The sequence below is a fragment of the Lysinibacillus sp. TE18511 genome, assembly GCF_054062295.1.
The window spans coordinates 1-23,435 of the sequence record NZ_JBSSFD010000047.1 but is presented as its reverse complement, the minus strand read 5'-3'; the positions used below and the strand labels follow the sequence as shown (position 1 = coordinate 23,435).

Below are 23,435 nucleotides of genomic sequence, written 5' to 3'. Positions count from 1 at the left end.
TTGGTGCTTTCGCCATTACTTTTATTTACGTTTTGTTTTTTTCTTTTTGTTTTTCTTGGCGACGCCCTCGTAGAACTTTTGCTTTTGCTTCACGCCTTTTTTAGGGCCTGGGCTTGAACCATCTTTGCGGCGTCCTCGTGGATCACGGTCGTTTTCACGTCGCTCTCCTTGTCCGCCTCGTCCTTCTTCATTGCGACCACTGCGACTGCCACGTCCGCCTCGTTCTTCTTCGTTGCGACCACTGCGACTGCCACGTCCGCCTCGTTCTTCTTCGTTGCGTGCGCCTCTGCGATTGCCACGACTACTACGATCGCCCTTGTTCTCGTTGTAATTTTTACGTGCGTGAATAACAGTAGGTGCTGCTTTACGAGTTCGTCCATACGACGTTACCATTCCAACGATTTCAAAGTCAATCGATGACTCCTCAATAATAACATTCGCTACACGTACCGTTACTTCATCTCCAATACGGAATTGACGATTTGTACGTTCACCAATCATAATCATTTGACGGTCGTCAAAACGGTAGTAGTCGTCTGTCATATTGCTAATATGGACAAGACCTTCAATCGTATTTGGAAGCTCCACGAAAATCCCGAAGTTGGTAATAGATGAAACGATCCCTTCAAACTCCTCACCAATTTTATCGGACATGTATTGAGCCTTTTTCAGTGCGTCTGTATCACGCTCTGCATCGACAGCACGGCGTTCACGCTCTGAAGTATGATCCGCAATTTCATCCATTGCCATGCTCCACTGTGCAACTGTTTCTCTCGATGTATCTTTATTAAGTAAATACGTTCGAATTAAACGATGCACGATTAAATCTGGATAACGGCGAATCGGTGACGTAAAGTGTGTATAGAAATCCGTTGATAAACCAAAGTGGCCTAAGCTTTCCGGATAATATTTTGCCTGTTGCATCGAGCGTAGCAGCATCGTTGAAATAACAGGCTCCTCTGGCATGCCTTCAATGGCTTTCAATACATCCTGTAGTGCCTTTGGATGTACTGTATTTCCTGTCCCTTTAATTAAAATACCGAAGTTCGTGACAAATTCAAAGAAGCGTTGTAGCTTTTCTGGCTTTGGATCTTCGTGAATACGGTATAGGAACGGTACATTCATCCAATGGAAGTGCTCTGCTACTGTTTCATTCGCTGCTAGCATGAAATCTTCAATTAATTTCTCAGCTACTGTACGTTCACGTAATTCAATATCAACTGGCCAGCCATCTTCGTCCACGATTACTTTCGATTCTTTAAAGTCAAAGTCAATAGCACCACGCATTTGACGTTTGTTCCGTAAAATGTTAGACAGCTCAGCCATATGTTTAAACATTGGTACAAGCGGCTCATAGCGGGCCATTAACGCCTCGTCCTGCTCTTCTAAAATTTTGTATACATCTTTATATGTCATACGTTCTGTCGTTTTAATGACACTTTGGAAAATTTCATGTGAAACGACATTACCATTTGCATCAATAATCATTTCACAGGATAGTACTAGTCGATCAACCTGTGGATTTAATGAACAAATACCATTCGATAGTCGATGTGGAATCATTGGAATAACGCGGTCAGTTAAATATACACTTGTTGCACGATCATACGCTTCAATATCTATTACAGAGCCTTGAGTTACATAATAACTAACATCTGCAATATGTACACCAAGTTTATAGGTACCGTCGACGTTTTTCGTTACGGTAACAGCATCATCCAAATCCTTTGCATCAGCGCCATCGATTGTCACAATCGTTTCATGGCGTAAATCACGGCGTCCTTCTAAATCTGCCGCTGTAATTTCATCTGGCACACTTTGTGCAGCAGCAACCACTTCTTCTGGGAATTCAGGTGGAATGTCATGCTTATATAAAATAGATAGAATGTCGACACCTGGGTCATTTTTGTGCCCTAAAATTTTCGTGATATAGCCTGTAGCTGATTTTAAATCCTCTGGCCAAGTAGCTACCTCAACGACAACTTTGTGACCATCGACAGCTCCTAATGTATCACCCTTTGCAATGAAAATGTCCATCGGTAGTTTTTTATCGTCTAGCACAACAAAGCCAAAACCTCGATTTGCTTGGAACGTTCCGACAAAGCTCGTTTGTCCACGTTCTACTACCTTTGTCACTGTTCCTTCACGACGATCACCGAATGATTCCTTTAACACACGGATCAGAACGATATCGCCGTTAATTGCACCGTTTACTTCATGCGGTGGAATGAAAACATCATCCATTCCTTCAATATCAGGTGCGACGAAGCCGAAGCCTTTCGCATGCCCGATAAACTTACCTCGAAGTAAATTCATGCGCTCTGGTGAACCATAACGATTAGAGCGGGAACGAACAACTAAGCCTTGCGCCTCCATGCGCACTAACGTTTTCACTAGTTCTTTAAATTCATCAGCATCCTCAAAGCCAAATACGTCCTCGATTTCGCCAACTGTTAATGGTTTATACTCTTCTTCACCGAAAAAATCGAGTAAACGACTTTGTAGTGAATTATTTTGGTCTTTCATATATTTCCCTCCTTCATGAGAAAATCCTTCTTATAATTTATTGTGCCCAATTTAGGCTTTCTAAAAAGTGATAAATATCTTCATGTAACTGATCTTTTTCTTGATCTAACGTAATAACATGTTTTGAGTTTTCATACCACTTGATTTGTTTTTCAAGTGACTCAGTTTGATTATATATAATGTTGGCAGATTCTGTCTCAATTACCTCATCATTTGTCGCTTGAACGACAAGAATTGGTGCATAAATCATGTCAATTTCCTGACGTGTCCGAGCAATAAATTCTCGCAACTCTTCTAGAGAAGGCATGCCCTTTTCAGCAATTAACGAAACTTCAGCTTCGATTTGCTCTTCTTCTTTACCTTGAAACTTTTTATAGTCCCTTGCATATTTCAGTACACCTTCGAACATAATGTCCGTTGTGCGCATCGTCATTGGGGAACACATTGTCACGATTCCTTTAACTGGATTATTCAGCGCAACATTTAAAGCCATCACACCACCCAATGACAGTCCAGCCACAGCAATTTCCTGATAGCCCGCTTCCTGTAGCTGTTTGTATGCGGCTACGACATCTTGCCACCAATCGGCAGGACCTGTTGTGATGAGTTCTTCCGGTTCCACACCGTGACCTTTATAATGAGGTGCTAATGTAGTATACCCTTTTTTCTCTAAAAATCTTCCGAGCATTCGCACATCTGCCGAGCTACCTGTAAAGCCATGCAGTAATAAAACGGCTCGTGAACCTGCTTGAAAGAAAAAAGGCTGTGATAATGATTTTTTCATTGCGAGCTCTCCTTCATCCTTATACATACTATTACCATTATAGCCATACAGAAGCTTCCTCAAAAGCTTTGGAGATCGTTACTTTTTTTATGAGGTTTTATCGGTTAATTTCATGGGTCTTTTTCGCATTCCGATAGTCTTTCTGGCATTTCGAGGATTCTATCCATCATTTTGGTTCTTCTATCCACCATTTTGGCTCTTCTATCCACGATTTCGGGGATTCTATCCACGATTTTGAGAATTCTATCCATCAGGCTTTCCCTGCTCCGCGCCGGGTATTCACTTTACTAAACTAACTATGTATTGGTGTCCAAATAATTAGTACTATAAAAGAAAACGCCCAACCAGTAAGGTTAGGCGATATATCTTCAACTATTAGATTTTTGTAATAGCGAGTGCTAATATAAAGAATAATATTGCTAACACAACTGTTGCACGATGAAGGATCAGATCCATACCGCGTGCTTTTTGCTTTCCAAATAGTTGTTCAGCTCCACCCGAGATGGCACCTGACAAGCCTGCACTTTTACTTGATTGAAGTAATACTACAACGATTAACGCTATTGATACGATAATTAATGAAACTAATACTACTGAATGCATCCACTGCACCTCCCGAACTTCGAACATCACAACAAATCACATTATAACAAAAAAAGGTTGCCTTGACAAACTGAGATTAATAAATAACCTTGTTTTTCCCATTTAAGTTAGTTTTAGATCCATTACCATAGCGTGTGGTTGATTTCCGTTCCGACTGGGCGCTTTCCTGGGGGCGTCCGATGAGCCGCTTCGCTTCGCTCCAGGGTCTCATCTGTGACGCTGATCCCCAAGGAGTCGCCCAGTCTCCACTCCAATCAACTTATAATTATGGCATACGTTTTAATAAAAATATCATTTCTATCATTTGGTGATGAATCTAGTTTTACGAAAAATAGTATAACACCTCCCCAACACATTAACCTATAATAGTTAAAAATGTAATAGTAATGGGGGTAAATATGAAAAAGTATGTATGGCTGATTTTTTTGCTTATTCCTTTAAGCTTGCTTACCGGTTGTTCAGCTACGATCAAGGCAATCGATGCACTAATAGAAGAGGAACCTGAACCGAGAGAAGAAGCCTTTACGGAAGACAAGCAACCTACTAGCAAAGCACCGTCGGCCGATTTTACAACTGACGATCTTTTTTCAACGACATTATTCAAAGAAGATCCTGCTTTGCTTCAATTTTCAAAGAAAGTTGAAAAGGGAATATCAAAATTTGAGCCAAATTTTAAAGTATTGTATAGAGGAAAATTAGATTGGGATACATTTGAAGTACAGCTAAATGATTTGATTAGCTTAATTTCCTTTGTTAACCCTTATACTGCAGGATATATTGAAAGCGCTACATGGGAAGCAATGGAAAGGGATAACGGTTACTTAGTCGAATTTAACTTTACATATTACACAGATGCCGAGCAAGAAAAGATTGTTGATTCGTATGTTAAAGATTTTGCTAATTTGTATATCACAAATGACATGGATGACTTTAGTCGCGCAAAAACCGTTAATGACTATATCGTACAACTTGCCACTTATACTGAAGAAAGTGAGTCTTATGGTCAATCAGTTTATGAATTAATCAGTGAAGAAACTGGGGTTTGTCAAGCTTACGCATTATTAGCCTATCGTTTATTTTTGGCGGCAGGTCTCGACACAAAATATGTCTATGGCTACAGCGATAATCAGCTTCATGCATGGAATTTAGTAAGTGTTGACGGTAATTGGTACCATATTGATACAACTTGGAATGATGTCGATCCGGATGAGCCTTACGCTATTTCCTACGCATATTTTTTAGTGAATGACGAAAAACTAAGTGAAGATCATCTATGGGTAAAGGAAAACTATTTTGCTGCTACAAGTAATGCTTACGACTTTATGCATGATATGTGGTACGCAGATACCATTGGAGACGTTATTTATTATAATAGCATGGCCGATAGCATGGTATACGCCTATAACGTAGCAACAAAACAAACTGCACGAATTACTGAAACAGCCTGCTACTACTTAGCTGCTTTTGACGATGTGATTTATTGCAGTGATTATGACAATGCAGGCTATTTAACAAAAATTAATGTAAACGATGGCTCAGAGGAAGTGTTATTAGAGGAAGAAGTTCTAAATTTATTCGTTGATGATGATGGTGTTTTACTTTATGAAACCATCGACGGTGAGGAACATTTTTTCTAGCCAAGCCATAAAAATTCCCCACAGAATCTGCGAACTTCCATCCATGGATAGTAAGCAGATTCTATTTCTCCTTCAATACTACATTTAATTACCTCCAGGCATGTTGATTAAGAAAAAACAGGTTTATTATTGGCGAGAAAAGGATTTTTCTGTTGCTATTTTGCAAATATATTCCCATTTTATCTGATTGTAGCGTAGGGCTACTCGACTCCCGCGGGAAAGCGAGACAGACGAGACCCTGCACGGAGCGCAGCGGAGGAAGCGGCTCGACGCTCGCCCGCAGGAAAGCGAGTAGCCCGTAGCGGAAATCAGAGCCTTCTAATTAATTAGAAGAAATACTTCATTCATTTTTTACAATATACCCACAATTTGTTAACAATTTATTAATCCTAGCTTTACAACCTTCCTTTACACTTATTTATGGATTAACCAAAAGGAGGAAAGTTATGAAATACTAGAAAAGTAGTTCATTGCTTTAACAACTTTACATATCAGCTATTATGTCCATTGTCATTTTTTCTTAATTATCCGGAAAATCCGATTTCTCATCTCTTTAAACCTGAGGTACTGTACCCACATACCACTATTTCGAGATGGTTTTAATGTCAATGGAAAGCAACTTTTAGTAAGTCATCAATAGGAAGATAAACTTTTAACAAAGCACAGAGGAGGAAAATCATGAAATACTCAAAAAAATGGAGTTCATTGTTTTTAGCAAGTGCCCTTACTTTATCGACATTTAGTATCGCTCAACCACAAGTACAAGCAGCTGAGGTAGAAAAACCAACAAAACCAACTAATGTTATTATGCTCGTGATGGATGGTAGTAGTAATAATGCCGTAACACTTTCTCGTTGGTACAAAGGTGGAAACTTGGCCATGGACGAAATTTTATCAGGTGGCGTACGTACGTATTCTGCTGAATCAGCAATTACAGACTCAGCTCCTGCCGCTACTGCGTTAGCAACTGGTCATAAATCCAATGATAAATTTGTCGGTGTGTTACCAGCTACGGTTAGTTCACCTGGGCTAGAGCAAGTTGCTAAAGAGGATGCCTTTAAACCTGTAGCCAATGTGTTAGAAGGGGCGAAACAACAGGGCAAGGCAACTGGATTGATTGCTACTTCCGAAATTCAACATGCGACACCAGCAGGCTTCTCTGCACATGCTACTAATAGAAGCCAATATGATAACATCGCTGAGCAGCAAGTTTATCAAAACATTGATGTTGTGTTAGGTGGCGGATCGGAGTCACTGACACCAGGCACAACAAAAAATGCTCGTAAAGATGGCGAAAATTTAGTGAATGTCCTAAATGAAAAAAATTATGACATCGTTAAAACGCGGGACGAGCTCCTAAATAGTACTTCATCAAAAATTTGGGGAAGCTTTGCTCCAAGTGCTCTTGCCTACGATTTAGATCGTGCTAAAACTAAACCAACTGAGCCAACGCTTGCTGAAATGACTGGTAAAGCTATTGATACCCTTAAAAAGGATGAGGACGGCTTCTTCTTATTTGTAGAAGGCAGTAAGGTAGACTGGGCAGCTCACAAAAATGACACAATCGGCATAATTTCCGATATATTATCGTTTGATGATGCTGTCAAAGAAGCCGTTGATTTTGCAAAAGAAGATGGCAATACAATGGTCATTGCTGTTACAGACCATGGTAATAGTGGTATTACGATGGGTAATGCTAACACGTCAAGTACTTACTCTAGCATCCCTGTATCTGCTTATATCGATCCTCTGAAGAAAGCTACGATGACAGTTGAAGGTGCGCTAAGCCAATTAAAAGAAGATAAATCAAATCTTGTAGAAGTCGCGGCACTTTATGGATTAGATGATTTAACGGAGGACGAGCTTGCAACACTAAAATCGGCTAAAGACATCGGCGACGAAATGGTTAAAATGCTTGCAAATCGTGCAAACATTGGCTATACAACTGGTGGGCATACTGGTGAGGATGTATTCTTATACTCATACGGACCATCTAAAATTACAGGACTTGTCGAAAACACAGACTTAGCACATTCAATGGCACAGTTTATGGGCTTTGATTTAAACAAGCTTACAGATGATTTATATATCCCAGCTACAAAAGCATTCAAAGATAAAGGCTACACAACTAAAATTGACTTAGCTGACAAAGAAAACCCTAAGTTTATTGCACAAAAAGATGATGTAACGTTTACAATTCCAGTGAATAAAAACACGTTGATTTATGAGGATGCAACAACAAAGACGACAAAGACTCATACGTTTGACACAATCAATGTCTACAATGGCACTGAATTTTACGTTTCAAAAAAAGTTTTAAATGTAATCAAATAATAATTGGGGTGCTATCATAAATTGAGTTGATTAACTTATGATAGCACTATTCTTTTTGCTCAAATATGGATCGCAACAGCCCTCAAAAGATCGCCAATTTCATCATCTTCCCACTATCCCCCTCCTTTCATCTCAACATTACAGCTTCTGCTCTTAAAAAATACCAACATTTTTCATTGAATTTACTTTGATTTTACTTTTATTTATTATGCTGAATATAACGGAAGAGCTGGACCGGAAATCAGCCCCATGTTATAGTGATGAGCCACCTTTTTAGGTGCAGACGAAGATGGAAAAATGACTTTAATAAACCAATTTCTTAGCTTCATTTTAGGACACTTTTCCAAAACCTTAAATTTTCCTTAAACTTTTCTTATGGTTTAATGAATATTTTGAAATTCAGCAACATTTTTCTCCACATTCCGTCAAAACAGTGATAAAAATTTAATAAAAGGATAAAAGGTTACTTAAAATAACTTGAAAAAATATCTATTTCTTTAGTATATTTACAAAGTTATAGTCTTTTTTTATTTATAATTGGAGGTGGACAAATGCAATCCATCAAAAATAATGAGCTTTTTCGTTTTATAGGCTTTACGCTATTTTATTTCCTCATTATGGTGCTCTTGTTTCTTATTCATGGCTTCCATGATATGAACGCAGGACCATTTATATATACGGAATTTTAAGAAAAGGAGATCTAAATTATGTTAAGTATTTTAGAGGCTATTCAAAATGTGGCACATGAACACCCACAGCGAACTGCATATCAAACCAATACTGAGTCCTTAACGTATGGTGAGCTTTGGCATCTATCTGATTGTGTAGCACACTATTTAAAAGCTCTTGATTTAAAAAGGCAACAACCCATTGTCGTCTATGGGCATATGTCACCTTTACAAATTGTTGCTTTTTTAGGTGCTGTAAAGGCTGGGCATCCTTATGTACCTGTTGACTCGTCTACACCGTCTGAAAGGCTACAAATCATTATAGAAGCGTCTCAGGCTTGCTTACTACTTAAGACTGAAGCATTAAGCACGCACCAGTCCGTTCCTGTAGTAGAGGTAAGTGATATAGTGACTCAAACTACCAACATTTCAACACAGCCTTCAACATGGGTTCAGGAGCAAGAAATTCATTATATTATTTACACATCCGGTTCTACTGGTAAACCAAAGGGTGTCCAAATTACAGCCGATAATTTAGCACACTTTGTTGCTTGGATGCATGAACACTTCCCCTTACAAGAATCTGGTGTATTCCTAAATCAAGCGCCTTACTCCTTTGATTTATCTGTAATGGATTTATATCCTGCACTCGTTAGTGGGCAGACGCTTTACGCGATCACGCAAGAGCAAATCGCTAATCCGAAGGCGTTATTCGATTCATTAGCTACTTCTGGTATTCGAGTTTGGACTTCCACACCTTCCTTTGCAAAAATTTGTTTAATGAACAAAGAGTGGCATCAAGCGTTAATGCCTTCTTTAAATACGTTTTTGTTCTGCGGAGAGGTTTTACCAATATCCTTAGCAAAAGAATTAATGCAACGCTTCCCACAAGCTTCTATTTTTAATTTATATGGTCCTACTGAAACAACCGTTGCCGTATCTTATGTAGAAGTAACAGCGGAGCTTTTGGAGCAATTTGATCAATTACCAATCGCACCTCTATCTGAGCCTAATCTATCCTTGCTAGAAGATGGCGAGATTATTATTTCTGGACCAACTGTTAGTGCAGGCTATCTTGGGGCCCCTGACTTAACACTTGCAGCCTTTCCTACAATAGGGGATCAACGTATTTATAAAACTGGGGACATGGGTTATGAAAAGGATGGTTATCTGTTCTTTGCTGGACGAAAGGATTTTCAGGTAAAATTGCACGGTTATCGTTTAGAAATCGAAGAGATTGAAAAACAAATTGGCAATCTTCCACCTGTTTCTAGCTGTGTTGTTATTCCTATCTATAAAAATGATGAGATTGTTTCACTAAGTGCTTATATTGTTCTTCGAGAGCCTTTAACGGACTCTGCTTTCAAAATGACGAAGCAACTAAAAGCCTTGTTATCGGATTATTTACCATCTTATATGATTCCGAAAACATTCAAATACATTGACACTTTACCTTTAAATACAAACGGTAAAGTTGATCGTAAAGGATTGGCGGTTATGGAGACAGTATGACGCCTTTTGGAAATATAGGTTTTTTCATCATCATTGGTATTCTGTTATTGCCAACAATTATTTTAGGGCTACGTGGAAAATCAGCTAAAGGCTATAATATCTTTATTTCGATTATCGTTTTAGCAATTATTTTTGGTCACTCTCTTAACGGCTCAGTTTCTCTTATACTATTTACACTATTTCAGTTAGTATTAATCATCGCTTACCAAAAATATCGATTACAGAAGAATAGCACTTCCGTATTCGTAATCGCTGTGCTCTTGTCCATTTTGCCGCTTGTACTTGTGAAGGTTCTTCCGATACTTGGTCTTAAAAATTTATTCGGCTTCTTAGGGGTATCCTATATCACCTTTAAAGCGATACAAATGATTTTAGAGACACGCGATGGCTTAATTAAGGATAAAATTTCAGCAGTGGAGCTTGCCTATTTCTTACTGTTCTTCCCAACTGTATCTTCGGGACCTATCGATCGTTGGCGACGCTTTTCTAAAGATATGCATACAGTACCGTCTGGTCAAGACTATCAAAAGCTACTGTTAAGTGGGATCAATTATATATTTGTAGGCTTTTTATATAAATTTATTTTGGCTTATTTAATTTACAACTACACACTTATGTATTTACCAAATCATACGTATAACTATTTGACACCTTTTCAAGGGCAATTAGCGTATATGTATATGTATAGTTTTTATTTATTTTTCGATTTTGCGGGCTATAGTGCTTTCGCCGTTGGTGTCAGTCGCATTATGGGTATTCAAACGCCTATTAACTTTAACCGTCCATTCACAAGTCGAAATATTAAAGACTTCTGGAACCGCTGGCATATGAGCCTTTCATTCTGGTTCAGAGATTATGTCTATATGCGCTTTGTGCTTTGGATGACGAAGAAAAAATGGATTAAAAACAAATATGCAATTTCGTATCTTGGCTTCTTTTTACTCTTCTTTTTAATGGGGATTTGGCATGGATTGGAATGGCACTTTGTTGTCTACGGTCTCTACCATGCCTTGTTGATTATCAGCTTCGATAAATTTGAACGCTGGAATAAAAAGCATAAGTTTTGGCCGAAAAATAAATGGACACATGCAATCGGCGTGTTTATCACTTTTAATGCAATTTGCTTTGGCTTCTATATTTTTTCAGGAACATTATTTTAAACAACGGCTTGTTACGATGAATCATTGCTAAATAACACAGCCTATACAATAAAGGAGAATTATTATTATGGATAAACAACAAGTTTTAGAAATGTTAGTAGAGTTATGCGAGGACGATATTGTTTCAGAAAACCCAGATATCGATTTATTTGAAGAAGGACTTCTTGATTCATTCGGTACGATTAATTTATTAGTTGAAATTGAAAACCGCTTTGACATCTCAGTGCCAATTACTGATTTTAACCGTGAGGAATGGAACACGCCAAATCGTATTGCAGCGAAATTAGCTGAAAGACAATGATAAAGAAAGGCTTTTTATCACTTTTAATTGCGTTTGTTCTTTTTGCTGCCTTTTTATTCTTCCCTAACTCCTGGATCAAAGCTTGGATTTCAGATGAAGATGTAGAGCAGGTAAAAACCAGTATGTCTCCGTTAGTATTCCAAGGTATGTATTACCAGGAGCGGATGTTGCAGGAGCCTAATTCCTTGCCTTTATATGGCTCCTCAGAATTAAATCGTTTTGACCCCTTCCACCCTTATAATTATGCGCGAGCTACGGATGCCCCGTATACGCCGTTTATGATTGGGCGAGGAGGTATGCAGTCGATTACACACTTTTTAAACTTTGCTGCACAGGAGAACAATTTAAAGGATAAAAAAATTGTATTCATCATTTCTCCTCAATGGTTTACGAAAAATGGAATGGATGAATTACATTTTTCTCCTAACTATTCGATGTTGCATGCCTACGATTTAGCATACAATAAGGACATTGATGAAGAGCTTCGAATTCGAGCAATGAAACGGCTTTTAGAATTCGATACAGTAAGTCGAGATCAACTGTTAAAAACGATTTATGAGTATAAATTATCTGACGGGAAGAAAAGACCTGTCGTTGGACGCCTTGCCCTGATGGCTGGTCGTGTTCAAAAGGAAATGCTAGAGAAAAAAGATTTGTATTACTCCATTTTCCCGCGAGAGTCTCATAAATTAAAAAGTAATGACAAACTAGTAACGAATCAAACATTTGAACAACAATTGCAACATGCTGAGGAATATGGCGACAAACGTGTATCCAATGATTTAATGATTGAAAATAAATTTTATAAACGGCTTGTAAATTCGAATTTATCTAAGTTTGAAGGTATGCGAAAGGACGAAGATTATACGGATTCACCCGAATATGAGGATTTACAGTTAGTCATTGATGTGTTAAAGGATGCTGGTGCAAAGCCACTATTTATCTCTATTCCGGTCAATGGTCATTGGTATGACTACACGGAATACCCTGAGGAACGTCGACAAAAGTATTACGCAAAAATGGAGAAAATCTTAACGGATGCGAATGTTCCATATGTTGACTTCTCTGACCATGAATATGATCCGTATTTTATAATGGATACGATTCATATCGCATGGAAAGGCTGGGTATATGTAGACCAAGAGATAGACAAATATTGGGAACAGCAATAACAAGCATTGTACTCGTTTAACGAGCAAAGAGACAGTCTAACGTGTTCACCACGAAAGACTGTCTCTTTTTTATACTGTGCTTCTATCTAATGAAAAGAGTCTTAGTTCTTCTTCATCATTCGAAAGTTGGACTAAACTCTCAAACTTCAAACCTACTTTTTCGAGTAACTTTGCTGAAGCGTAATTATCTTGAGTTGTGATCGCTACAATACGCTTTAGTCCTAGTGTATCTAGACCATATGCTAATACTGCTGAAGCGGCTTCATAGGCGTATCCTTTTCCCCAATACGTAGGGAGAAAAGCGAAGCCAATATCCACATCTTCTAGCGCGTCTCTTTTAACTAGACCACAAATTCCAAGCGGGATATTATCTTCTTTTCTTTCAACTAAATAAAAACAGAAGCCAGATTTCTCATACATGTTAATTGAATTCAATATATATTCACGTGCATCCTCTACTGTTCTCACACCACGATCACCAATGAACTGCAGCCACGAAGGATCATTCACTAGCTCAAGGATAAAATCCGCATCCTCTGTTGTTTGTAAGCGAAGCGTGAGTCGTTCTGTTTCAAGAATTTTCATAGTTTCCACTTTCCTTTCAGTATTGTATTCTCCATTTTCTAACCTTTTTAACTATATAATAACGGACGAACTACTGCACTTGCATAGCTCTGATACTAGAAAAAGTAAATCCAATTTCTCTGGCTCATCTAAAGATGGATAAACGAAAAAAATGCATCCTTTCCGTTAAAAGCAGTACAAGGTTCACTTACAATATTTGCCGAATAATAATATATAAAATAAGTTGCCTTCATTAATAAAGGGCAGTCAATTCATAAAAGGCGAGGTTGATTTATTGAGAAAAATTTTTAGTATCGTATCAACATTACTTTTGTTATTGCTTTCAGGTTGTGCTAATCAAAAGGATACAGGGTTAGCGACTATTTCAATTAACACGGATTCTGAATATGTGACTACTTTTGAAGAATTACATTTAGGGATATTATTCGACTTTGATTTCAAATTAAATAATGCCGATAAAAATTGGGTTGACCTTTGGGTTGAAAGTTACAAAGATGGAAAACTGGAGTCTAAATCATTAATCGCACTTTCCTATGGGCTAAGTCCAAAGAAATTAGAGGAAGGTAATATAGGACTTGGCATCATCAATGCTGACGATAAATCTCTTGCTTTTCTTTATGGGCCAAGTGTTAAAGCAACTCCTCAGAAAATCGACAAATCTCAATCTGTTGCTAGTATTAGTGGATGGGAATATGCAATTGGAGATGAAACAGTAAAATTAGAATTAAATGAAACTTATTTACTGGGTGTATACAGAGAATCAAAAGGAAACTCTATACGAACATACGACTTACAGGACGAGAATGAAGTAAAAAAAATGATAGATGATGACCATCTTGTCTATTTATTAAAATTGAAAATAACTGAAAAGTAAACCTAATTTCAAGGGCATATAAGGTGCACTTTAATTATAGTAAGGGTTTTATCCTGCCAGAGCAGTTCTCTTAGGGACTCGCGCTCTTTTCTGCCCTACCTTCTTGGATAACCCGAGCAACAAAAAAATCGCCTCAAAAGTATTTGTATACCTTTGAGGCGATGTCCGTGAAGCTACTTAATAATAGCAGCTACCATGATTATTTTAAATTATAGAATGACTTTAAACCAAGGTATTCAGCTGTTGCACCAAGTTGATCTTCAATGCGAAGAAGTTGGTTGTATTTAGCTACGCGGTCTGTAGTGCTTGATTCATTTCAACTCAAACCTTGATTTATCAGCCTTTCTTGAACAATTCTCTGATTTATAAAGTTATGATATTGCATAGTTCACATACTACCGAATATTAATAATTCAATCCATGTTGTGTTAATTCACATTATAACAACGCTATTTATCATATAAGTCATATGTTAAATTGTGTTCTACATATTCTTTTTCTTCCTCGTCAGTCAATAAACGAGTTGCTTTTCCTGAATTTCTTGACTCGTCACCTCCTTGCATCTCCCAAATGGAATTGTGGTCATCAATTGCTTGAGAAAAATCACCTTTCGACCATCTCTCCAATATTGAAATGTAAAGTTCTTTATATTTATAATCGTTCATTTTGACAACAGCTAACAATCGGTCAACTTTAGCCTGTGTTATTTGCGTGTGACCCCATTTTACTTTAGCTTCAACTTTTTGATGAGACATGCTATGAATGGCTTCGTTCACTTTGTGCTCTATTAAATTATCAGGATATAACAATTCTTCTTTTGTAACAATTTTATCTTCAAGCGCTACTCCGTCATGTTCAACAGTTGCTTTTTCTTTTTCGGGAGCAGGTTTGTCTATTTGATTACTGAATTTGATGTAACCAAAAATCCCTCCAAAAATGACCAATACTGCAATGATAACAATTGCCGACTTTGTTTTTCTCTGCATATTATTAAACCTCACTTATAATTTGTATGTAATTATGCAATTTGGTTTATTTTATGTAATTAGTTTAATAATAACAGATTATTAAAATTAAGTTCAATGAGTACTGCTTATCCGCATGTATTATTAATACATCTGGTAGCTATTGTAATTATAAGTTTCTGTTGTTCTGCTTGAATAATTTTTAATCTGTAATTCGAATGTAAATTCTTTCAACAAGTCTTTAATGAGCACAAAAAAACCCCCAATCTATAAGTGTTTATCACACTTATAAATCAGAGGTTGAAACAATACATAAGTATTGCTAAATTTACTTAAATGTACAACATAGTTCAGCTTGCTCATAAAAGCCGTATATTACTAAGTTCAAAAGCATTTTCGCTCAAAAATATTACTTTTTAAGGTTATAGAAAGATTTTAAACCAAGGTACTCAGCTGTTGCACCAAGTTGATCTTCAATGCGAAGAAGTTGGTTGTATTTAGCTACGCGGTCTGTACGAGATGGAGCACCTGTTTTAATTTGACCAGCGTTTGTAGCCACTGCGATATCAGCAATAGTTGCATCCTCAGATTCACCAGAACGGTGTGAGATAACGGCTGTGTAACCAGCGCGTTTTGCCATTTCGATCGCTTCAAATGTTTCTGTTAACGTACCGATTTGGTTTACTTTGATAAGGATTGAATTGCCAACACCTTGCTCAATACCAGCTGTTAATTTTTTCGTATTTGTTACGAATAGATCGTCGCCTACTAATTGTACGCGAGCGCCAATGCGATCTGTTAATAATTTGTGTCCAGCCCAGTCGTTTTCGTCTAAGCCATCTTCAATTGAGATGATTGGGTATTTATTTGTAAGCTCTTCGTACCAGGCAACCATTTCTTCAGAAGTTTTGACAACACCTTCACCGTCTAAGTGATATTTGCCATCTTCTTTATTGAATAATTCAGATGAAGCAACGTCCATTGCAAGTTTTACTTCTTCACCTGGTTTATAGCCAGCTTTTTCGATTGCTTCTAAAATTACAGTAATGGCTTCTTCATTAGAACCAAGGTTTGGAGCGAATCCACCTTCATCACCTACAGCTGTATTATAGCCTTTAGCTTTAAGTACTGCTTTTAAGCTGTGGAAGATTTCAGCACCCATACGTAATGCATGACGGAATGATTCTGCGCCTACAGGCATTACCATGAATTCTTGAATATCTACGTTGTTGTCAGCGTGAGCGCCACCATTTATGATGTTCATCATTGGTACTGGTAGTTGTTTTGAGTTAAACCCACCAAGGTATTGATAAAGAGGTACATCTAAATAATCTGCCGCAGCATGTGCAACTGCCATCGATACACCTAGAATGGCGTTGGCACCTAATTTACCTTTGTTTTCTGTGCCATCTAGCTCGATTAAAGCTTTGTCGATCACTACTTGGTCAAGAACAGAATAGTTATCTTCTAACTCTTCTGCAATGATTGTGTTTACATTTTCAACTGCTTTTAATACACCTTTACCTAGGTAACGTGATTTGTCACCGTCGCGTAATTCTACTGCCTCGTATTCACCTGTAGATGCACCTGATGGCACGATAGCGCGACCAAAAGCGCCTGATTCTGTAAATACTTCAACTTCTACTGTTGGGTTCCCACGTGAGTCTAAAACTTCGCGCGCATAAATTTGTGTAATAAATGGCATAATTAATTCTCCTCTTTTTCAATTAATGATTGTCCTGTCATTTCAGAAGGTTGTGACACCTCTAATAATTCTAACATGGTAGGCGCCAAATCGGCTAAAATGCCACCATTTCTTAACATTAAATTTGGTTTTGTCACAATTACTGGAACAGGATTTGTTGTATGAGCTGTCATTGGCTCCCCTACTAAAGTAAGAACTTCATCAGAGTTACCATGGTCAGCTGTAATAATAGCTGCGCCACCTTTTGCAAGGAGTGCATCTACTACTTTACCAAGACATTCATCGACTACTTCAATGGCTTTAATCGTTGGCTCTAACATTCCACTATGCCCAACCATATCTGGGTTAGCGAAATTAAGTATGATCCCATCAAATTTATCAGCCGCAATCTCTGCAAGCAATGCTTCTGTTACCTCGTAGGCACTCATTTCAGGCTTTAGATCGTATGTTGCAACCTTTGGGGATGCAATTAAAATACGCTCTTCACCTTCAAATTTCTCCTCACGACCACCACTCATAAAGAATGTCACATGAGGATACTTTTCTGTTTCTGCAATACGAAGCTGTGTTTTACCATTAGAAGCTAGCACTTCGCCAATCGTATTTTTTAAGTTGTCGTTTACATAGGCAACTTGAGCATTTACTTCATCACTATAATGTGTGAATGACACAAATTTTAAATTTCGTGGATGTTTCGCTGATAAAGCAAAACCATCAAACTCACTATTAGTAAATACTTTTGACAGTTGAATGGCACGATCAGGACGGAAGTTAAAGAAAATAACAGCGTCGTTATCGTCAATCGTTGCCACTGGCTCCCCATGCTCTTGAATGCTAAATGGAATGACAAATTCATCTGTTACATCACGCTCATATGATTCTGCGACACCACTTCTTGCACTGTCAGCTGTTTGACCAACACCATCTACTAGTACATTGTAAGTAAGGGCTACACGATCCCAGCGTTTATCACGATCCATCGCATAGTAACGACCATGAACGGAAGCGAATTGACCTACGCCAATTTCCGCCATTTGTTTTTCTGTTTCTTCAACATATTCTAAAGCAGTTTTTGGCCCAACATCACGACCATCTAAGAAACCATGTACAAATACCTTGTCTAAACCTTGTTGTTTTGCAAGCTTTAATAGTGCAAACATATGCTCATAATGGCTATGTACGCCACCATCTGAAAGTAAGCCCATAACATGAAGCTTTGATTGATGTGCTTTAGCATGCGCTATTGCATCCAAAAATGCTGTATTCGTAAAGAAATCCCCTTCACGAATCGATTTGTTTAAGCGTGTTAAGCTTTGATAAACAATACGCCCAGCACCGATATTCAGATGTCCAACTTCAGAATTCCCCATTTGACCATCAGGTAAACCTACCGCTTCACCTGCTGCAGTTAATGTTGAGTGCGGGAACTCATTCCAAAAACGATCGAAATTAGGTTTGTTTGCTTGTGCTACTGCATTCCCGAAAGTTTCATCACGAAATGCAAAGCCATCTAAAATAATTAATGCTACTGGCTTTTTAGGCATTAGCTGCCGCCTCCAATAATGTTAAATAAGATTCTGGTTGTAAGCTTGCACCACCGACTAAAGCGCCGTCGATATGCTCTTTTGATAATAATTCCTGAATGTTTTCAGGTTTTACGCTACCGCCATATTGAATGCGTACTGCATCGGCTGTTTCAGCGTTATATAATTTTTGAACGACTGCACGAATTGCTCCGCATACTTGGTTAGCATCTTCTGCTGTAGCCGTTTTACCCGTACCAATTGCCCAAATCGGTTCATAGGCGATTACCATATGCTCCACTTCTTGTGCCTCAAAACCAGCAAGAGCCGCTGTAATTTGACGAGCAACCTTTTGTTCCGTAGTTCCCGCTTCACGTTCCTCAAGCGTTTCACCACAGCAAATAATTGGTACGATATTATGTGCAAGTGCTGCAGCAACCTTTTTATTGATTGCTTCATCTGTTTCATTATAGTATTCACGACGTTCAGAGTGTCCTAAAATAACATAGTCTACTTCCACACTTGCTAGCTGTGCTGGACTAATTTCTCCAGTGAATGCACCTTCGTTTTCATAATGCATCGTTTGTGCGCCAATGGCTAGCTCTGATTCACTAGCAACCTGCACAAGTGTAGGTAGATAAAGTGCTGGTGCGCAAACAACAGCGTCTACTTGATCGTTTGAAGGGAGTTTGTCCTGTACAGCATCGACAAACTGGATCGCCTCTTCAAATGTTTTATACATTTTCCAGTTACCTGCAATAATTGGTTTACGCATCGTTTTGCCTCCCAAATTGTATTATTTATCGTTTAATGCCACAATTCCTGGTAGCTCTTTACCTTCCATTAATTCAAGTGATGCACCGCCACCAGTTGAAATGTGGTCCATTTTATCGGCAACTTCAAATTTTTCGACTGCTGCTGCAGAATCTCCACCGCCGATCACTGTATAACCAGTTGTTGTTGCCATTGCGTCAGCTACAGTTTTTGTACCATTCGCAAATTTATCCATTTCAAAAACACCCATTGGTCCATTCCAAATAATTAGTTTAGAATCTTTAATAACCTCAGCATAATTCGCAGCTGTTTTCGGACCGATATCTAAGCCCATCCAATCGGCTGGAATCGCGTCTACATCAACAATTTTTGTTTCTGCATCTTTTGAAAATTCATTTGCGACAACTGCATCGACTGGCATATGTAATTGCACGCCTTTTTCTTTCGCTTTTTCAATAAAGGATTTTGCTAGGTTGATTTTATCTTCTTCTAATAAAGATTTACCGATATCGTAGCCTTGCGCTTTAATGAATGTGAATGATAGACCGCCACCGATAATTAGGTGATCTACCTTTTCTAATAAGCTTTCAATAACACCAATTTTATCTTTAACTTTGGCACCACCGATAATTGCTGTAAATGGTCGCTCTGGGTTAGATAATGCCTTACCTAGCACATCTAATTCCTTTTGCATAAGGAAACCAGAAACAGCTGGTATGTGCTTTGCAATTCCTTCTGTTGACGCATGTGCACGGTGAGCGGCACCAAACGCATCATTCACATAAACGTCCGCTAATTTTGCAAATTGCTCTGCTAATGCTGGATCATTTTTCTCTTCACCAGCGTGGAAGCGTACATTTTCAAGTAGAATCATGTCGCCATTTTGCATGTTTGCAACAGCTTCTTCTACTGCTTGACCAATAGACTCATCTAATTTAGTAACAGGTTTACCCATTAACTCAGCTAGACGAACGCCTACTGCAGTTAGGCGCATATCTTCTTTTACTTCACCTTTTGGACGTCCTAAGTGAGAAGTTAAAATTACTTTTGCACCTTGCTCAACCAAATATTCGATTGTAGGGATCGCTGCTCGAATACGTGTTTCGTCAGTAATCACACCATCTGCCATCGGTACATTAAAATCAACACGTACAAATACGCGCTTGCCTTTTACATCAATATCTTTCATCGTCTTCTTGTTTAACATGAAGAAACCCCCTTCAAAGTTTTTAGTCGTGAATTCCTTGGATTCACCCATCTTGGCTCCTCACATCATTCACTAACTTATACTGTATTAGATAAAATTATTCGGTCCGTCATCACCAAAATTAGGAATGGCATTTGTTAAAACGTATGCCACGTATATAAATTGATTGGAGTGCAGACTGGGCGACTCCTCGGGGATCAGCGTCACAGATGAGACCCTGGAGCGAGCATCGCGAGTGAAGCGGCTCATCGGACGCCCCCAGGAAGCTTTGCTCTGTGCGAAAGCGTAGTGCTAACGTAGCGTCAGCAACAAAGCGCCCTGTCGGAACGGAAATCAACCCCACTTTATGGTGAAGTACCCTTTTACTTGTTTTTAATAGTAGCAAAAGTCTTGTTCGATGTCTTGCATTAGCATAACCATTCATGAGAAAAGCACACTTACTTATATAACGTATAATAACGTATAAAAAAAGAGTAAGGGTAATATCCCTTACTCTCATTACCCTTGTATATTATATCTTTTAGATATTATAAAGGCTATACTTTTTGTGCGTAAAAAGCGGTATTATGTCACACTTTTTACTTCAAATGACGAATTATGATACTTATTTATGATCTAATCCTTTTTCTGCGATATATAAAGCTAAGTCCATTAATCGAGTAGAATAACCAATTTCGTTATCATACCATGCTAGAACCTTCACCATACTATTTTCTAATACCATTGTAGAAAGTCCATCTACAGTTGAAGAGTTATGGTTACCATTGTAGTCAATTGAAACTAATGGTAGTTCGTTATATCCTAAAATACCTTTAAGCTCGTTTTCTGAAGCTTCTTTTAATGCAGCATTAATGGATTCTTTTGTTACTTCTGATTTTAGCTCTACTACTAAGTCAACACACGACACGTTTGGTGTCGGTACACGCATAGAGAAGCCATCTAATTTACCTTTTAATTGAGGTAATACTTTTGAAACCGCTACTGCCGCTCCTGTTGTTGTTGGAATCATTGACACTGCACCAGCACGTGCGCGACGTGGATCAGAGTGCGGGAAGTCAAGGATACGTTGATCGTTTGTGTAAGAATGAATTGTCGTCATCATACCGCGCGCAATACCGAATTTTTCATCAAGTATTTTAGCTACTGGTGCTAGGCAGTTCGTTGTACAAGAAGCGTTTGAAATAACGTCATCTGTGTCTGGGTTGTAGTCCTCGTGGTTTACACCCATTACAAATGTCGGCATGTCGCCCTTCGCTGGAGCTGAAAGAATTGCTTTTTTAGCACCTGCTTGAATATGCTTGCCTACCTCTTCCATTGAGCGGAATCTACCTGTACATTCAAGTACTACATCTACACCTAGTTCACCCCAAGGTAAATTAGACGGATCTTTTTCAGCATAAACTCTAATATTTTGTCCATTTACTACAAAAGAATCGCCTTCTGCATAAACATCAGCATCGTAGATACCGTGTACTGAATCATATTTCAATAAGTGTGCAAGCTGACCTGCATCTGTTAGGTCATTTACTGCAACCACTTCAAATTCATCGTGTTTCAATGCTTCACGAAATACTAATCGTCCAATACGTCCAAATCCATTAATCGCTAATTTTAATGCCATTGTCAATTCCTCCAATAATGTTTAAATTATAGATTTTACTTTTATCCTCATTCAGCGTGTGTTATTACACCCGCTGAGCTACGAGTTACCTATTACTTTTTCCATCTCTAAAGATGGTGTATTCATTTATAAGAAGGTAATCCTTCAGCGATCGCTTTTGCAGCTGCCTCATCCGTTATAAAAATTGTTTGCTTTGGTGCTACCTTAAAGTACGATAGCATGGCCTTCACTTTTTGTTTACCGGCAGCAACCGCAATGACTTGCTTACTTCTTTGAACTTGCTCAAACTGAATACCGATTGTTCGAATTCGATGTACAATTTCGCCTTCTGCATTGAAATAATAGCCAAATGCTTCACTAACTGCTCCCTTTTCTTCGAGAATCCGCAAATCCTCAGGTGATGAATTACGACGAACAGCCATTTCCTCTGCCGAGCCAATACCATGAATGACACAATCTGCACGATCATAATAATCCATCATTTCAGTTACCATTGGCTCTGTTAACATCGCTTGATAAGCCTGCTCACTTAAATGCTCAGGTAAAAACAAGGTACGATATTGTGCATCCATCTGCATGGAGAAGGTCGAGACAAGTGTATTAGCTTGCATTTGCATTTCATGTCCAATGCCTCCACGTGCAGCAACAAATGTAATGTTGTGTGTATCAGCTGGATGTAAGAATTGCGTGATGGATGCAACCGACTTTCCACCCGTAACAGCTACTATCTGACCATCAAAACTTGTTGATATAAATTGAAGTGCCGCCTCTTTTCCAAGCAATGTTAATACCGTATCGTCTTCATTGTAATCACCTGGAACAACAATTACGCGCTGTAAGCCAAAATGATTTTCCAGTAATTTAGCTAGCTGTGTAAGACCAGACCATTCATAGACTAGTGCTCTTAGTTTTTCAATAACTACTTCACCGTCGTCTGTACATACCATACCCGATTTTAGAGAATCTAATAACCCTTGCTCACGTAAAATATCCGTTTCTTTACGAATTTCTCGTTCGGTCATTTTAAGTGAATCTGCAAGTGTTCGACGCCCAATTGGCTGCATTAGCTGAACTGTTTGCAAAATACGATATCTTGATTGAAGAAGCGGATATATTTCTGGAAGTAGCTTTTGCTGTGCCTCAGGTACAGATAACATATTCATCTACTCCCTTTTTGATAGTGATGGGTTAAATTTTGTCCCGCTATATAAAATTGTGTCCCACTTATGGTTTCATTATAATACGCATGAAAATAAAGAGCAAGTAAATGCTATGTATTGGCATAAAGAATTATTAAAATCATAGTGACCTATTTGCGCGTATGTTAGGGTTCATTGGAATGAGGATTCTTTAACTGGTGTCATAAAGTAGCCCTTCGGCACAACGAGGGGTTGATTTCCGTTCCGACTGGGCGCTTTGTTGCTGTCGCTTCGCTTTCGCACAGATAAAACATTTGCCGCTGACGCTTCGCTTTCGCGCAGAGC

21 protein-coding genes and 1 pseudogene are annotated in these 23,435 nt (G+C 38.4%); 9 read left to right on the top strand and 13 right to left on the bottom strand.

Translation table 11 applies throughout. From position 1 onward, the window contains the following. Positions 1-21: 21 nt before the first annotated feature. From rnr to ACVWXS_RS22535, 4 genes are all read right to left on the bottom strand, one after another. Positions 22-2,526, bottom strand: a complete 2,505-nt coding sequence (gene rnr, locus ACVWXS_RS22550; protein WP_456960236.1) for a ribonuclease R — start codon at positions 2,524-2,526, stop codon at positions 22-24. A gap of 37 nt (positions 2,527-2,563) precedes the next feature. After that, positions 2,564-3,310: an alpha/beta hydrolase gene (locus tag ACVWXS_RS22545; protein ID WP_456960235.1), complete on the bottom strand. Its 747-nt coding sequence runs from the start codon at positions 3,308-3,310 to the stop codon at positions 2,564-2,566. A 375-nt stretch (positions 3,311-3,685) separates the two neighbouring features. After that, positions 3,686-3,913, bottom strand: a complete 228-nt coding sequence (secG, locus tag ACVWXS_RS22540; protein WP_374965362.1) for a preprotein translocase subunit SecG — start codon at positions 3,911-3,913, stop codon at positions 3,686-3,688. Between the two features lie 122 nt (positions 3,914-4,035). Next, complete coding sequence (locus ACVWXS_RS22535) at positions 4,036-4,167, bottom strand: hypothetical protein (protein ID WP_456960234.1); 132 nt, start codon at positions 4,165-4,167, stop codon at positions 4,036-4,038. 144 nt (positions 4,168-4,311) lie between these two features. Here ACVWXS_RS22535 and ACVWXS_RS22530 point away from each other — a divergent pair, with 144 nt between their 5' ends. The 7 genes from ACVWXS_RS22530 to dltD all read left to right on the top strand — a co-directional run bounded on the left by ACVWXS_RS22530 (position 4,312) and on the right by dltD (position 12,697). Beyond that, complete coding sequence (locus ACVWXS_RS22530; RefSeq protein WP_456960233.1) at positions 4,312-5,550, top strand: transglutaminase domain-containing protein; 1,239 nt, start codon at positions 4,312-4,314, stop codon at positions 5,548-5,550. A 678-nt stretch (positions 5,551-6,228) separates the two neighbouring features. Next, positions 6,229-7,884, top strand: coding sequence for an alkaline phosphatase (locus ACVWXS_RS22525; protein WP_456960232.1), 1,656 nt, complete (start codon positions 6,229-6,231; stop codon positions 7,882-7,884). Between the two features lie 551 nt (positions 7,885-8,435). Continuing rightward, entirely contained in the window at positions 8,436-8,573 is a 138-nt protein-coding gene (locus ACVWXS_RS22520) for a teichoic acid D-Ala incorporation-associated protein DltX (RefSeq protein WP_374965358.1), read from the top strand. 18 nt (positions 8,574-8,591) lie between these two features. Continuing rightward, positions 8,592-10,064 (top strand): D-alanine--poly(phosphoribitol) ligase subunit DltA, encoded by a 1,473-nt coding sequence (gene dltA, locus ACVWXS_RS22515; RefSeq protein ID WP_456960231.1) that lies wholly within the window; start codon positions 8,592-8,594, stop codon positions 10,062-10,064. Then, positions 10,061-11,224 (top strand): D-alanyl-lipoteichoic acid biosynthesis protein DltB, encoded by a 1,164-nt coding sequence (gene dltB / locus ACVWXS_RS22510; RefSeq protein WP_456960230.1) that lies wholly within the window; start codon positions 10,061-10,063, stop codon positions 11,222-11,224. The genes dltA and dltB overlap by 4 nt, the downstream gene beginning before the upstream one ends. 67 nt (positions 11,225-11,291) lie before the next feature. Next, positions 11,292-11,525 carry a D-alanine--poly(phosphoribitol) ligase subunit 2 gene (gene dltC, locus ACVWXS_RS22505; protein WP_068986831.1) on the top strand — a complete coding sequence of 78 codons (234 nt, stop codon included), beginning with the start codon at positions 11,292-11,294 and terminating at the stop codon, positions 11,523-11,525. Next, positions 11,522-12,697: a D-alanyl-lipoteichoic acid biosynthesis protein DltD gene (dltD, locus tag ACVWXS_RS22500; protein ID WP_456960229.1), complete on the top strand. Its 1,176-nt coding sequence runs from the start codon at positions 11,522-11,524 to the stop codon at positions 12,695-12,697. The genes dltC and dltD overlap by 4 nt, the downstream gene beginning before the upstream one ends. 69 nt (positions 12,698-12,766) lie before the next feature. Here the strand turns inward: dltD and ACVWXS_RS22495 are convergent, their stop codons facing one another. Beyond that, positions 12,767-13,282 carry a GNAT family N-acetyltransferase gene (locus ACVWXS_RS22495; RefSeq protein WP_456960228.1) on the bottom strand — a complete coding sequence of 172 codons (516 nt, stop codon included), beginning with the start codon at positions 13,280-13,282 and terminating at the stop codon, positions 12,767-12,769. Positions 13,283-13,556: 274 nt separating this feature from the next. Between ACVWXS_RS22495 and ACVWXS_RS22490 the strand changes: the two genes are divergently transcribed. Further along, positions 13,557-14,156: a hypothetical protein gene (locus ACVWXS_RS22490; protein ID WP_456960227.1), complete on the top strand. Its 600-nt coding sequence runs from the start codon at positions 13,557-13,559 to the stop codon at positions 14,154-14,156. A gap of 199 nt (positions 14,157-14,355) precedes the next feature. Here ACVWXS_RS22490 and ACVWXS_RS22485 read toward each other — a convergent pair. The 6 genes and pseudogenes from ACVWXS_RS22485 to ACVWXS_RS22460 form a co-directional block, all read right to left on the bottom strand. Next, positions 14,356-14,463, bottom strand: a pseudogene (locus ACVWXS_RS22485) (hypothetical protein); the annotation flags it as partial. A 142-nt stretch (positions 14,464-14,605) separates the two neighbouring features. Then, entirely contained in the window at positions 14,606-15,142 is a 537-nt protein-coding gene (locus tag ACVWXS_RS22480) for a DUF6241 domain-containing protein (protein ID WP_456960226.1), read from the bottom strand. 388 nt (positions 15,143-15,530) lie between these two features. Beyond that, positions 15,531-16,826 (bottom strand): phosphopyruvate hydratase, encoded by a 1,296-nt coding sequence (gene eno, locus ACVWXS_RS22475; RefSeq protein WP_456960225.1) that lies wholly within the window; start codon positions 16,824-16,826, stop codon positions 15,531-15,533. A 2-nt stretch (positions 16,827-16,828) separates the two neighbouring features. After that, positions 16,829-18,370, bottom strand: coding sequence for a 2,3-bisphosphoglycerate-independent phosphoglycerate mutase (gpmI, locus tag ACVWXS_RS22470; protein ID WP_456960224.1), 1,542 nt, complete (start codon positions 18,368-18,370; stop codon positions 16,829-16,831). Further along, positions 18,363-19,124, bottom strand: a complete 762-nt coding sequence (gene tpiA, locus ACVWXS_RS22465) for a triose-phosphate isomerase (RefSeq protein WP_456960223.1) — start codon at positions 19,122-19,124, stop codon at positions 18,363-18,365. Before tpiA ends, gpmI begins: the two co-directional genes overlap by 8 nt. 21 nt (positions 19,125-19,145) lie before the next feature. Continuing rightward, positions 19,146-20,330, bottom strand: coding sequence for a phosphoglycerate kinase (locus ACVWXS_RS22460; protein WP_456960222.1), 1,185 nt, complete (start codon positions 20,328-20,330; stop codon positions 19,146-19,148). 166 nt (positions 20,331-20,496) lie between these two features. Here ACVWXS_RS22460 and ACVWXS_RS22455 point away from each other — a divergent pair, with 166 nt between their 5' ends. Beyond that, on the top strand, positions 20,497-20,619 hold the full coding sequence (locus ACVWXS_RS22455) for a hypothetical protein (protein ID WP_456960221.1): 123 nt from the start codon (positions 20,497-20,499) through the stop codon (positions 20,617-20,619). A gap of 315 nt (positions 20,620-20,934) precedes the next feature. On the opposite strand, the gene gap is transcribed toward ACVWXS_RS22455, so the two are convergent. Both gap and ACVWXS_RS22445 read right to left on the bottom strand, forming a co-directional pair. Next, positions 20,935-21,951: a type I glyceraldehyde-3-phosphate dehydrogenase gene (gene gap, locus ACVWXS_RS22450; protein ID WP_374965346.1), complete on the bottom strand. Its 1,017-nt coding sequence runs from the start codon at positions 21,949-21,951 to the stop codon at positions 20,935-20,937. A gap of 122 nt (positions 21,952-22,073) precedes the next feature. Continuing rightward, entirely contained in the window at positions 22,074-23,108 is a 1,035-nt protein-coding gene (locus tag ACVWXS_RS22445; RefSeq protein WP_456960220.1) for a sugar-binding transcriptional regulator, read from the bottom strand. Between the last annotated feature and the right edge of the window lie 327 nt (positions 23,109-23,435).

Bases quoted from the DNA above. Each gene is read 5' to 3' on its own strand.
- rnr (WP_456960236.1), bottom strand. From the start codon at position 2,526: ATGAAAGACCAAAATAATTCACTACAAAGTCGTTTACTCGATTTTTTC.
- ACVWXS_RS22545 (WP_456960235.1), bottom strand. From the start codon at position 3,310: ATGAAAAAATCATTATCACAGCCTTTTTTCTTTCAAGCAGGTTCACGA.
- secG (WP_374965362.1), bottom strand. From the start codon at position 3,913: ATGCATTCAGTAGTATTAGTTTCATTAATTATCGTATCAATAGCGTTA.
- ACVWXS_RS22530 (WP_456960233.1), top strand. From the start codon at position 4,312: ATGAAAAAGTATGTATGGCTGATTTTTTTGCTTATTCCTTTAAGCTTG.
- ACVWXS_RS22525 (WP_456960232.1), top strand. From the start codon at position 6,229: ATGAAATACTCAAAAAAATGGAGTTCATTGTTTTTAGCAAGTGCCCTT.
- ACVWXS_RS22520 (WP_374965358.1), top strand. From the start codon at position 8,436: ATGCAATCCATCAAAAATAATGAGCTTTTTCGTTTTATAGGCTTTACG.
- dltA (WP_456960231.1), top strand. From the start codon at position 8,592: ATGTTAAGTATTTTAGAGGCTATTCAAAATGTGGCACATGAACACCCA.
- dltB (WP_456960230.1), top strand. From the start codon at position 10,061: ATGACGCCTTTTGGAAATATAGGTTTTTTCATCATCATTGGTATTCTG.
- dltC (WP_068986831.1), top strand. From the start codon at position 11,292: ATGGATAAACAACAAGTTTTAGAAATGTTAGTAGAGTTATGCGAGGAC.
- dltD (WP_456960229.1), top strand. From the start codon at position 11,522: ATGATAAAGAAAGGCTTTTTATCACTTTTAATTGCGTTTGTTCTTTTT.
- ACVWXS_RS22495 (WP_456960228.1), bottom strand. From the start codon at position 13,282: ATGAAAATTCTTGAAACAGAACGACTCACGCTTCGCTTACAAACAACA.
- ACVWXS_RS22480 (WP_456960226.1), bottom strand. From the start codon at position 15,142: ATGCAGAGAAAAACAAAGTCGGCAATTGTTATCATTGCAGTATTGGTC.
- eno (WP_456960225.1), bottom strand. From the start codon at position 16,826: ATGCCATTTATTACACAAATTTATGCGCGCGAAGTTTTAGACTCACGT.
- gpmI (WP_456960224.1), bottom strand. From the start codon at position 18,370: ATGCCTAAAAAGCCAGTAGCATTAATTATTTTAGATGGCTTTGCATTT.
- tpiA (WP_456960223.1), bottom strand. From the start codon at position 19,124: ATGCGTAAACCAATTATTGCAGGTAACTGGAAAATGTATAAAACATTT.
- ACVWXS_RS22460 (WP_456960222.1), bottom strand. From the start codon at position 20,330: ATGTTAAACAAGAAGACGATGAAAGATATTGATGTAAAAGGCAAGCGC.
- gap (WP_374965346.1), bottom strand. From the start codon at position 21,951: ATGGCATTAAAATTAGCGATTAATGGATTTGGACGTATTGGACGATTA.
- ACVWXS_RS22445 (WP_456960220.1), bottom strand. From the start codon at position 23,108: ATGTTATCTGTACCTGAGGCACAGCAAAAGCTACTTCCAGAAATATAT.